The following is an 11494-nucleotide window of genomic DNA, read 5'->3' on the forward strand; positions in this document are numbered from 1 at the left end:
TTCAAAACGTAACCTGTCAATACTGACAGTTTTTAAGCGTGTTTTCTAATAACACCTATAACCTCAAAACACCGACCACCCAATCCGCTCACTCAACAACTCCAGCGCCTTCATCCCCACCAGCGAGTTCCCCGCCGCATTCAGCTCCGGCGACCACACGCACACCGTAAACTGCCCCGGCACCACAGCAACGATCCCGCCGCCCACGCCGCTCTTGCCCGGCAGGCCCACGCGATAGGCGAAGTTGCCCGCTTCGTCGTACAGCCCGCTGGTGGCCATGATCGAGTTCACTTGTTTGGTCTGGCGGGCAGTGAGGATCTGTTCGCCGCTGTGGGCGCTCACGCCTTCGTTGGCCAGGAAACTGAACGCGCGCGCTAGGTCCAGGCAGCTCATTTGCAGCGCGCAGTAGTTGAAGTAGCTGTGCAGCACGGCGTCCACATCGTTGTGGAAGTTGCCGAACGATTTCATCAGGTAGGCCATGGCTGCATTGCGCGCGCCATGCCGGGCCTCGGAGTCGGCGACCACACTGTCCACCAGAATCTGCGGGTTGCCCGACAGACGCCGAACGAAATCGCGCATCGACAGGATCGGTACGGCGAAACGCGACTGGTTGATGTCGCAGATCACCAGCGCACCGGCATTGATAAAGGGGTTGCGCGGCCGGCCGCGCTCGAACTCCAGCTGCACCAGCGAGTTGAACGGCTGTCCCGAAGGTTCGTGGCCCAGGCGCTCCCAGATGGTTTCACCGCCATGGTCGATGGCCTGCACCAGGCTGAACACCTTGGAAATGCTCTGCACCGAAAACAGCGTGTGGGCGTCGCCGGCGCAATAGGCCGAACCGTCGTTGCCGTACACGGCGATGCCCAGTTGGTTGGCCGGCACATCGGCCAGCGCGGGGATGTAGTCGGCGACTTTGCCGAGGCCGATCAGGGGGCGGACTTCATCGAGAATCGACGCAAGCATCGCCTGCATGTCTTGTGCTGTCATGGTTCGTTGAATCAGTGATCGCGGGGCGCGGAGGATACCCGAAGCGGATGCTAAGATGCGCTCCCCTTCTGCACTCAGGATGCCCCGAATGAAACGCTACCTCGCCCTCGCCAGCCTGCTGCTGGTCAGCGCCTGCACCTCGACCCCACACACCACCACGCCACCGGCCAAGAATGCCAGCGCCTCCGAGTGCCTGGCGGGTGGCGGCACGATGAGACAGGTCGGCAAATTGCAAAGCTGGCAATGCATCACGCCTTACAAGGACGCGGGCAAGGCCTGTACCGATTCAAGCCAGTGCGAAGGCGAATGCCAGACCAGCGTCACCACCCAATCGGGCAAAGGCCCGGTGACCGGCGCCTGTCAGGCGGACAACGGCCACTTCGGCTGCTCGGCAACGGTGGAGAAAGGCCAGTTGGGCCGGGCGATCTGCATCGACTGAACGACGCTTCGATGAAACGGTGGGAGCAACTCAGCTCCCACATTGGATCTCTATGCGCCCGGCGCGATGGCCCTGCTGGCAGCGCTTTTCCAGCCACAGCCAATCCCCTGTGGAAGTGTGCCGTTGTTCAGAATTGCGCCACATCCGACACCCGCTCATCCAGCACATCCCGCGCCAACGCCCAGGCGCGATCACTGGATTCCACCACCAGCAGCGGATAACCCCAGGCCTTGCCGAACGTCACGGTGAACGGTTTGAGCGCCAGGCGCTTGGCGGCGCTGGGCTCCACCTGGATCATGCCTTTGACGAACATGCGCAGCGCCTGGCGGTTCTTTTTCATCCAGATCGAAGCGTATCGGCGCTCCTCATGGGCATGTTCGTGGTTGTGTTCGTCGACGGCCTTTTCATGCAGCAGCACGAACGGTTGCTGGCGCGCCAACAAGCCTTCGAAGGCTCCGAAAACTTCCTCCGGCCCGCTGTCGCTGGGTGCGTCGAACAAGATATTCACCACGGGAAACGTTGAACTGTCGAATCGCATGACTGAGCTCCTTATTGAGAACTGATCTCACTTTAATCGCCAAGCCACTGGACGGCATTGCACAGAATAGCCAGACTATTTCGCAATTCAGCCAACCTGTCGTAGCGCCATGAAACAGCATCGTCTCCAGACCCATGACCCGCACATAGCCATGAACGCCGACCTGATCCCCCGCGCCGTGGTGGCCGTGGGTGCCAGCAGTGCGTCGGAAAGCTGGGAGCACGTGCAGCACCAGCACCTCAAGGGTCAATTGATCTACACCTTGCGCGGTGTGGTGCATTGCGAAGTCGAAGCGGGGATCTGGCTGGTGCCGCCGCAGTGCGCGCTGTGGATACCCGGCAGCATTCCCCATGCGGCGCGCGGCAACGGCGAAGCGCAGGTGTATTGCCTGCTGATCGATCCGCAGGCCGCCAACGCCCTGCCCTCCAAGTGCTGCACCCTGGCGGTGTCGGGGCTGGTGCATGAATTGATCAGCAAGGCCGTTGGCTTTCCACAGCTGTACGACGAAGCGGGCGCACAAGGGCGCCTGATCGGCACGCTGCTGGATGAACTGGCCCAGTCGCCGGTCGAAGACCTGCACTTACCCATGCCTCGGGACCTGCGGCTGCGGCGCCTGGCCAATCGCCTGCTGGCCGATCCGGCCGACAAGGCCACGCTCGACCAATGGGCCGTGCGCATCGGCATGAGCGAGCGCAGCATGACCCGCCTGCTGCTGGAGGAACTGGGCCTGAGCTTCGGACGCTGGCGCCGGCAATTGCATGTGATCCTGTCGGTGCAACGCCTGGCCAAGGGCGAGAGCGTGCAGCGCGTGGCGCTGGACCTGGGCTACGAGAACGCCAGCGGCTTTATCACCATGTTCCGCAAGACCGTGGGCCAGCCGCCGGCACGTTATCTGGCGGACCGTACCGGGGCGTTGAAATCTCCGTCGCCGGCGACCATTGCGCTCAAGGAGGCAAAAGGCTAGCAACGTTGCACTGCAATCGGGTGATTTAAAACCCGAATCGGGTAGTGCGCAAAATGAGAACCCGTATCATTTGCACCATTCCCCTTCAGGCGTGGACCCCATGGAACGTTCTTCCCTTTCCCAAGCCGTACGCTGTGCCCTGCTGTTGTCCTGCACCCTGCCGTTGATGCAACCGGTAATGGCTGCCGACGTCAACATCGAAGAGCTGGACGCCACCGTCATCACCGCCACCAAGCAAGACACGCCGCAGTTCAAGACGGCCAACAGCGTCAGCGTTATCAAGGGCGAAAAGGTCGAGGACAGCCACCTCGACACCCTGGGCGATGTGGCCCAGCGCCAGCCCAACCTGTATTTCAGCACCTTCACCCGGCACACGCCGGCCTTGACGATTCGCGGCCTGGGCTTTTCCGATGACGAAGGCGACAGCATCAGCAACAGCGTATACATCGACGGCGTGCCGATGAACGGCCTGGTACTCGGCCAGTTGTATGACCTTGACCAGATCGAGATCCTGCGCGGCCCGCAAAACACCCTGTACGGGCAGAACAGCATGGGCGGCCTGGTCGCCCTGCGCACCCGCGACCCGGAGTTCACCGCCGGTGGCAAGGTCAAACTCGAATACGGCACCCACAACCAACAGCGCGCGGAAGTCACCGGCAACCTTCCACTGACCGAGAACACCGCCGTACGCGTCACCGTCGGCGGTGAAAAGAACGATGGCATGATCGCCAACTCCACCTTGGGCCGGCACGACACCGCCGGTTGGGACAGCGGCTTCGGGCGCATCAAGCTGCTGCATCTGGACGACGATGGCGGCGAATGGCGCTTCGGCCTGCACCACATGAACACCCATGGCGATAACGATTACTTCGCTACCCGCGACCTGGCGAAGAAGTACCAGTCCAACGCCACCGACCCCGGCACCAACAACACCGAATACACCCTGTTCACCGGCGAATACCGCAAACACTTTGCCGATGACACCCAACTGGTGGTCAACGTCGGCGCCAACCAGACCGAATGGGATTACTGGCTGCCCAAGTCACTGTTCGGCGGCCCCACCGGCTACGACATGAAGACTCGCCAATACTCCGGCGAAGCGCGCCTGAACGGCAAAAACGGCAATATCGACTGGCTGGTGGGCGGTTTCCTCTCCCATGTGCGGCGTGACGCGCCCTACACGTTCGACCTGAGCCCGTTTTTCCTCAGCGACACCAAGGCCAAAGTCGAAGGCGACACCGTGGCAACCTTCGGCGAATTGGGCTGGCGCTTCCAGCCGGAATGGCGCGCCGCCGTCGGCCTGCGCGTGGAACACAACCGCCGCACCATGGATTGGAGCAGCCAGCAAGGCGGCCTGTTCGACAGCGACGGTGACGGCGTGCCGGACACCGCCTTTGCCAGCCTCGAATCGTTCAACGACCGCAAGGTCAGCGAGACCGTGGCACTCCCGCGTTTCAGCCTGGAGTACAGCCCCAGCGAACAACACTTCACCTATCTGGTGCTGGCGCGCGGCTACAAGGCTTCGGGCTTCAACACCTACTCCACCACCGCCGCCACCGCCGGCGATGCCTACAACCCCGAGTACGGCAGCTACGCCGAGCTGGGTTATCGCTATCGCGCGCCGAGCAAGGTGTGGGAAGTGGGTGCCGATGTGTTCTACACCCGCCTGCGTGATCAGCAAGTGATCGTCGAGGATGGCGGTGGCCAAACCTCCACCAGCAACGCCGGCAAGTCCCACAACAAGGGCCTGGAACTCACCGCTACCGTACGTCCCTTGGACTCGGTGCAAGTCAACGCCTACGCCAGTCTGTTGGAAGCCCAGTTCGACGACTACACCCGCGGCGCCGTCGATTACTCCGGCAAACAGTTCCCCAGCACACCCAAGCACAGCTATGGCGTGTCGATGGACTGGGCCGCCACCGACCATATCACCGTGGGCACCGGCCTCACCCGCCAGGGCCAGTCCTACCTGTACCCCAACGCGACGCAGTCCCAGGACGCGTACACCTTGTGGGACGCCAACATCGACTATCGCCTCAAGCAATGGACCATCGGCCTGTTCGGCAAGAACCTGGGAGACACCACCTACTTCACCCGCGCCATGTCCAACGGCATGGTCATCGCCGGCCAGCCGCGCACCCTGGGTGTACGGGTCGGCATGGAGTTCTGAAGCGCGGTGTTACAACCTTGCAAATGAGAACCGTTAGTAATAACCTGCGACACATCTTGAATGCTCGCAGGGACTTCCGGGCAATGCGGTGACGCCAACCGGCGCACCGCAGGAACAGGGAAACTTGCGAGCCGTCTGCCCCCCGCCCAGGTCTTCTGGGCGGTCGCCTGCGAGGACGACCATGTACCAGTTGCGCGCTTCCACCTTTTTCGACGAAACCGCCCCCCAGGCCGGGCCACCCGGTTGCCACGTGCGCACCCAGGTGGTACAGCCCGGCCTGGAGGTGTCCCTGGTGACCTTCGACGCCAACCAGGCCGTGCGCATCAGCACCCTCGACGACAACCCTCACCTGCATTTCAGTTGCATGCTCAACGGCGATATCGACGTACGCGTCGGCCGCAAGGGCCTGCACCTGGGCAAAGACCAGGTGATGACCAGCTTTGCTCCCGCTGAACGTTTCGAGCTGGAATTCGCCCCGGCCCACCGCAACCTCGAACTGCGCATCACCCCCCAACGCCTCAGCGAACTGGCCGGTGATGACTACCAGCGCCTGGGCGAAAGCATCGAAGGTAATTTCTGCCTGCACACCACCCACGGCAACCAACGCATCAAGGACGCCGCACTGCGCCTGGAGCGGCTGCTGGGGGATGATTCGGCCTCACCGCTGCTGGTGCATTCGGCCAGCCTGGAATTCCTCGCCTGGCACCTCAAGGCGTTCAACCCCAAGGATCAGAGCGAGCAGATTTCCCGGCGCGAACAGAAGCAACTGCTGGCGGCGCGCGAACGTCTGCTGATGGACCTCAGCGCCGCACCAACCATCGAGCAATTGGCGCGCGAAACCGGGCTCAACCAGCTCAAGCTCAAGCGCGGGTTCAAGGCGATGTTCGATGTGAGCATCTACGCGCTGTTCCAGCGTGAACGCATGGGCAAGGCGCGCCAACTGCTGCAACAGCATGGGGTGACCGACACCGCCTCCATGCTCGGCTACAGCAACATCAGCCACTTCAGCGTGGCGTTTCGCAAACAGTACGGCGTGCTGCCGCGCGATGCCCGGCGCGGCGCCCTCGAGTAAGCCTCAGCCGGCCTGCTGTTGCCACAACTCGGCATACAGCCCGCCCTGCGCCAGCAACGCAGCGTGGCGGCCGCGCTCGACGACCTGGCCGCGGTCGAGCACCAGAATCACATCGGCATGGCGCACCGTGCGCAAACGGTGCGCCACCATGATCACGGTGCGCCCCTCGGCCAGGCGCGACAGCGCGCGCTGAATCTCGTACTGGGCCGACGGGTCGACCGACGCCGTGGCCTCATCCAGCAACAGAATCGGCGCATCCTTGAGCAAGGCACGGGCGATGGACAAGCGTTGGCGTTCGCCGCCGGACAGGCGCTGGCCATTCTCGCCGATCGGCGTGTCATAGCCCTGGGGCAACTGCTGGATAAACCCATCGCAACCGGCCTGAATACACGCCTCGCGCACTCGCGCCAGGCTGGCCTCGGGTTTGCCCAAGCGCACGTTGTCAAGCACGCTGGCGTCGAACAGTTGCACGTCCTGGAACACAAAACTGCACGCGGCGTAGAGCTGGTCCAGACGCAGCTCGCGAATATCCACTCCGCCCAATTCGATGCGCCCCTGCTGCGGGTCATAAAACCGCGCCAGCAGGTGCAACAGGCTGCTCTTGCCAGCGCCGGACGGGCCGACAATCGCCAGCATCTGCCCCGGCTCCACGCTGAAATTCAGGCCTTGCAACGCCCACTCCGGTTGTTCGGGATAGCGCAGGCCCACTTCACGAAAACGCACAACATGGCCCTCCATGGACTGAGTCCGGGCAGGCTCTTCAACCGGTTCGATCTCCAGCAACGCCTGCAAACGCGACTGGGCCTGGGCCAGCCCGCGCAGTTCGCTGAGGTAGGCCGCCACGTCGAGCAACGGATCAAGCAGGCGCGGTGTCACCAGGGCGAACAGCAACCAGGTCATCAACGGCAATTGCCCCATGTCCGCCAGCGCGCTCGCCGTCAGCAACAGCAACACCAGGCTCAGGTCCACGCACAAACGGTAGAGCTGAATCGCACTGCCGCCCCACACCTCCACCCCGAGGCTGTGCCGTTCGATTTCACTGAACTGCTGGTCCAGGCGCCCACGCCAGGCATCGGCACGATTGAACAGGCGCAAGGTGCGCAACCCGGCGATAAACTCCACCAACAGCCCCGCCGCCTGCAAAAAGCTGTGCTGCTTGCGCCGACCTGCGGTCAGGAAGAACCCGCTCAGCCGGTTCAACAACCAGAACCCCGCGGGCAAAGTCACCAGCAAGGCCAGGGTCAGGCGCCAGTCCACCCACACCAGCACCAGCATGCACAGCAAGGGCACCGCCAGCGCCGCCAGCAGTTCGCCGAGCACGTGAGTGAACAGGGTTTCGATACGCTTGACGTCCTCGGTCAAGCGCTCGCCCATATGCCCGATACGCTCCTGACGCAACGCCCCCAGAGGCAGCCGCCCCACATGGTCGAGCAAGTGCCGCCGGTAACCCTGCATCAATTCATAGCCGCCAAGAAAGCTGTTGAGCTGGCCGAAGTGCGAACACACCAACTGCGCCGCCAACAGCCCAAGCAAACCGATGCTCAGCCACCACAAAGAAAGCGTGGGCTCACTCACCAGCCACACAAACCCGAGAAAAAACGGTGCAATCGCGCACGCCCGTTCCAGCACGCGCAGCCCCAGGCCCAGCCACAGTCGGCGCGAGCGGGTATCGGCGATGCTCACCACTTGGCGCAGCCCTTCAATCAACCCGTGCATGCCGCGTACTCCCTTCCCGGATGGTCCAGTCTTCACTGTCGAACTGATGCTGCCATTGCGTCGCGTAAGTACTGCTGCTTGCCAGCAATTGCGCGTGGGTGCCCTGTGCCTGAATCGTCCCGCGCTCCAGCAACACGATCTGCTCGGCCTCGCGGATGCTGGTCAGGCGGTGGGCAATCACCAGCAGCGTCTTGTCTGGCCAGGTAGCACGCAGAGCCTGGTAGAAACGCTGCTCGGTGCGGCTGTCGGCAAAAGCGGTGGCTTCGTCCAACACCAGGATCGGCGTCTCGGCCAGCAGCGCCCGGGCCAGGCCGATGCGCTGGCGTTCGCCACCGGACAAACGCACCCCGCGCTCATCCATCAGCGTGTCCAGGCCCTGGGGCAACGCGCGCACAAAGTCATCGGCCTGGGCCACGTGCAAGGCCGTGGCGATTTGCGCAGGTGTCGCCTCAGGGCAGCCGATGCGCAGGTTATCCAACAAAGAGCCCTGGAAGATGAAGGCGTCCTGGGACACCACGCCCACCGTCGCCGCGCGGGCCGCTTCACCGAGTGTCGACAACGGTTCGCCATTGAGCAGCACGCGCCCGCTGTCGGCGTCCAGCAACCCGCCGAGCAGCCAGGCCAGGGTGCTTTTGCCACTGCCCGACGGACCAACCAGCGCAGTCATTTTGCCAGCGGGCAAGTGCAGATCGAGGTACTGCAACAGCGGCTGGCGGTCATAGCTGAACGACACCGCGTCGAAGCTCACCGCCAGCGGCTGTCGCAAGGCGTGCTCATCCCCGTGGGCAGGTCGAGGCCACACCAGCAGCGGCGCAAAACGCCGCACACCGCCCATGATTTCCTGCACCTGGGAATTGAGCCGCGCCACCCGCAACAACGGGCGCAACATGCCGGTACCGAGGATCAGCACCAGCACCAGTTCGGCCTGAGTCAACTGCCCCGCCGCATACAGCCAGATACCCACCGGGAACAACACCGCCACATTGGCTCCCAGCAGCACCACGAACACCGACCAACCGGGCACCGTCAGGCCGATCATGCGACCGATCAGGTGCTGGTAATGCGCCAGGGCCTCGCGCATGCGCTTGAACGAGCGCGCGTCCTGGCGGAAGGCTTTCATCAGCGGCGCATTGCGCAAAAACTCCAGTACGGCGCCGTCCAGGTCATCCACCGCGCCGGCGTACTGTGCCAACCGTTCGCCCAAGCCACGCATCATCCAGGCCTGGGCCAGCAGCGCCAGCGGCACCGGTAACAAGGCACACAGCGCCAGGCGCCAGTCGAGAAAACACAAGGCGATAAACACCCACAACGGGCTCAATAGCGCGGCCACACACTCCACGCTGTGGTGGGCGATGAATTGCTCCATGCGTTCCACGTCCTGGATCACCCGCTGCTTGAGCTCGCCGCTGCTAAGTCGACTCAGCCATGGCAACGGCGCCCACGATAAATGCCGCACCAGCGCGCGCCGGGTGTTGAGCAACACCCGATATGCCGCCACATGACTCAAGTAGTACGCCAGGGTGTAGAGCGCATATTTGCCGAGCAACGCCAGCGCCATCCAGCCAGCCAGCACCGTCAGGTCCGCCCCCAGGCCGGGCCCGCCCAGCACCACCCGGTTCACCCCGCAGGCAAGCAAAAAAAACGGCAGCAATTCCACCGCCGCCGCCGCGACAGCCATGGCCACCGCCAGGCCCAAGCGTCGTCCCTGACCCCGTAGCAGCCAGCGCCAGCTCGGTGGCGGTGTGTCGGCCTGTTCAATATTCATCGCGGCCCCCAGCCTGCTTTCAGTGTGGATGAATGATTGATCAAGCAGCCCGCCGCCGGCTCCCCTGATCGGTTCACACAGCCCCCGGATGGGAATTATTGCTGGCCCGGTACTGCGCACTTTTGGGCATAAGGTTGTAACCAAAAAATTCGGATCAGGGCCATGACGTTCGGTTTCGGGCAGTCCACTCGTCGAATAAGGAGAATGATTCTCAACAAACCCGATTTCCAGCGACCCTCACAAGGAGCCCGATCCATGCACCCTCTTCATTGGCGTGACACCCAGACCCAGCACCTCACCGGCGGCGGACTGTGGCAACCCCAGAGCCTGAACGAGCATCTGCAAGGCTGGGCCCGCGCCTTCGGACCGCGCATTGCCCTGATCGAAGGTGAGCGACAACTGAGCTACCGCGACTTCGAACACCAGGTGTGTTGCCTGGCCGGCGGGCTGGCTGACCTCGGCATCCACAGTGGCGACCGCGTGTTGGTGCAACTGCCCAACGGCATCGACTTCGCCCGCACCCTGTTCGCCCTGCTGCGTCTGGGCGCATGGCCGATCCTGGCCATGCCGGCGCACCGCGAGCGCGAGATCCAGGCCCTGTGCGAACTGGCCGAACCCACCGCCTATATCGTCGCCGAACGTTTCCTGGGTTTTGACTACCGCCCCATGGCCGAACGCCAACTGGACCTGTGCCCTTCCCTGCGCCACTTGATCATTGCCGGTGAAGTCGCCCAACGCGGCGTGGCACTGGCCCGGGTCGACGGCGCCGTACACGAACCGGCGCCGGTGGACCCACACGACACCGCGCTCTTGCTGCTCTCCGGCGGCACCACCGGCACACCCAAGTTGATCCCCCGCAGCCACGCCGACTACGCCTACAACGCCATGGCTTCGGCGCGCTTGTGCGGGTTCGACCAGGAGGCGGTGTACCTCGCCGCGCTGCCCATCGCCCACAACTTCCCGCTGGCCTGCCCGGGGTTGATCGGCGCCTTGTCCTGCGGCGGGCGCGTGGTGTTTTCCCGCACCGCCGGGGCCGATGAAGCCTTCGATCTGATCGCACGTCACCGTGTGACCCACACCGCGCTGGTACCGCCACTGGTCAAGCTGTGGTTGCAGGCTCGGGAATGGGACCACAGCGACCTGTCCAGCCTGCGCCTGTTGCAGGTGGGCGGCGCGCGGCTATCCATCGATGTCGCCGCGCAGGTCACCCCGGTCCTTGGCTGCGCCCTGCAACAGGTATTCGGCATGGCCGAAGGCCTGCTGTGCTACACCCGTCTGGATGATCCGCAGGCGGTCATCCTCAATACCCAGGGTCGCCCGCTCTGCACCGCCGACGAGGTACTTTTGGTAGACGCCGACGGCCTGCCGGTGGCCGAGGGTGACGTGGGTGAGCTGATCGTGCGCGGCCCTTACACCATTCGCGGCTACTACCGTGCCGAGGCGCACAATCAGCAGGTATTCGACGCCGCCGGCTTCTTCCATTCCGGCGACCTGGCGCGCCGGACCGCCGACGGCAACCTGGTGGTCGAAGGCCGCATCAAGGAACAGATCAACCGCGCCGGGGAAAAAATCGCCGCCGCCGAAATCGAACAACTGCTGCGCGAACACCCCCTGGTGCAGGACGCCGCCGTGGTCGCCCTCAACGACGAACGCCTGGGTGAACGCGTGTGCGCCTGCGTGATCCTGCGCCAGCCGCAACCCTTCACCCTCGGTGCCCTGCACCAGCATTTCCAGAACCTGGGCCTGCCTCGCCATAAGTGGCCGGACCAGCTGGAAACCCTGCACAGCTGGCCGCTGACCAGCGTCGGAAAACTCGACAAGCGCCAGTTGCAACAACGCTTCC

The 11494-nt window shown here is 63.6% G+C and carries 8 protein-coding genes and 1 pseudogene; 5 read left to right on the plus strand and 4 right to left on the minus strand.

Annotated elements, in window-relative coordinates; all coding sequences use genetic code 11:
* Nucleotides 1–63 precede the first annotated feature (63 nt).
* Entirely contained in the window at nt 64–972 is a 909-nt protein-coding gene (glsB, locus tag ACW9IN_RS00350; protein WP_457364238.1) for a glutaminase B, read from the minus strand.
* A 103-nt stretch (nt 973–1075) separates the two neighbouring features.
* Here glsB and ACW9IN_RS00355 point away from each other — a divergent pair, with 103 nt between their 5' ends.
* Nucleotides 1076–1426, plus strand: a complete 351-nt coding sequence (locus tag ACW9IN_RS00355) for a hypothetical protein (protein ID WP_457363997.1) — start codon at nt 1076–1078, stop codon at nt 1424–1426.
* Between the two features lie 127 nt (nt 1427–1553).
* Here the strand turns inward: ACW9IN_RS00355 and ACW9IN_RS00360 are convergent, their stop codons facing one another.
* Nucleotides 1554–1964 (minus strand): hypothetical protein, encoded by a 411-nt coding sequence (locus tag ACW9IN_RS00360; RefSeq protein ID WP_457363998.1) that lies wholly within the window; start codon nt 1962–1964, stop codon nt 1554–1556.
* 109 nt (nt 1965–2073) lie between these two features.
* Here ACW9IN_RS00360 and ACW9IN_RS00365 point away from each other — a divergent pair, with 109 nt between their 5' ends.
* The 3 genes from ACW9IN_RS00365 to ACW9IN_RS00375 all read left to right on the plus strand — a co-directional run bounded on the left by ACW9IN_RS00365 (nt 2074) and on the right by ACW9IN_RS00375 (nt 6170).
* Complete coding sequence (locus tag ACW9IN_RS00365) at nt 2074–2928, plus strand: AraC family transcriptional regulator (RefSeq protein ID WP_457363999.1); 855 nt, start codon at nt 2074–2076, stop codon at nt 2926–2928.
* A 100-nt stretch (nt 2929–3028) separates the two neighbouring features.
* Complete coding sequence (locus tag ACW9IN_RS00370) at nt 3029–5098, plus strand: TonB-dependent receptor (RefSeq protein ID WP_457364000.1); 2070 nt, start codon at nt 3029–3031, stop codon at nt 5096–5098.
* Nucleotides 5099–5279: 181 nt separating this feature from the next.
* Nucleotides 5280–6170, plus strand: coding sequence for a helix-turn-helix transcriptional regulator (locus ACW9IN_RS00375; RefSeq protein ID WP_457364001.1), 891 nt, complete (start codon nt 5280–5282; stop codon nt 6168–6170).
* 3 nt (nt 6171–6173) lie between these two features.
* Here ACW9IN_RS00375 and ACW9IN_RS00380 read toward each other — a convergent pair whose 3' ends face one another.
* Both ACW9IN_RS00380 and ACW9IN_RS00385 read right to left on the minus strand, forming a co-directional pair.
* Complete coding sequence (locus tag ACW9IN_RS00380) at nt 6174–7886, minus strand: ABC transporter ATP-binding protein (RefSeq protein WP_457364002.1); 1713 nt, start codon at nt 7884–7886, stop codon at nt 6174–6176.
* Entirely contained in the window at nt 7870–9651 is a 1782-nt protein-coding gene (locus tag ACW9IN_RS00385; RefSeq protein WP_457364003.1) for an ABC transporter ATP-binding protein, read from the minus strand. The genes ACW9IN_RS00380 and ACW9IN_RS00385 overlap by 17 nt, the downstream gene beginning before the upstream one ends.
* 255 nt (nt 9652–9906) lie before the next feature.
* On the opposite strand from ACW9IN_RS00385, the pseudogene ACW9IN_RS00390 reads away from it, so the two are divergent.
* A pseudogene (locus ACW9IN_RS00390) lies at nt 9907–11481 on the plus strand ((2,3-dihydroxybenzoyl)adenylate synthase); the annotation flags it as partial.
* Nucleotides 11482–11494 lie beyond the last annotated feature (13 nt).

It is taken from the genome of Pseudomonas sp. SDO5271_S396 (assembly GCF_054071795.1).

Bases quoted from the DNA above. Each gene is read 5' to 3' on its own strand.
- ACW9IN_RS00385 (WP_457364003.1), bottom strand. From the start codon at position 9,651: ATGAATATTGAACAGGCCGACACACCGCCACCGAGCTGGCGCTGGCTG.
- ACW9IN_RS00375 (WP_457364001.1), top strand. From the start codon at position 5,280: ATGTACCAGTTGCGCGCTTCCACCTTTTTCGACGAAACCGCCCCCCAG.
- ACW9IN_RS00360 (WP_457363998.1), bottom strand. From the start codon at position 1,964: ATGCGATTCGACAGTTCAACGTTTCCCGTGGTGAATATCTTGTTCGAC.
- ACW9IN_RS00355 (WP_457363997.1), top strand. From the start codon at position 1,076: ATGAAACGCTACCTCGCCCTCGCCAGCCTGCTGCTGGTCAGCGCCTGC.
- glsB (WP_457364238.1), bottom strand. From the start codon at position 972: ATGCAGGCGATGCTTGCGTCGATTCTCGATGAAGTCCGCCCCCTGATC.
- ACW9IN_RS00365 (WP_457363999.1), top strand. From the start codon at position 2,074: ATGAAACAGCATCGTCTCCAGACCCATGACCCGCACATAGCCATGAAC.
- ACW9IN_RS00380 (WP_457364002.1), bottom strand. From the start codon at position 7,886: ATGCACGGGTTGATTGAAGGGCTGCGCCAAGTGGTGAGCATCGCCGAT.
- ACW9IN_RS00370 (WP_457364000.1), top strand. From the start codon at position 3,029: ATGGAACGTTCTTCCCTTTCCCAAGCCGTACGCTGTGCCCTGCTGTTG.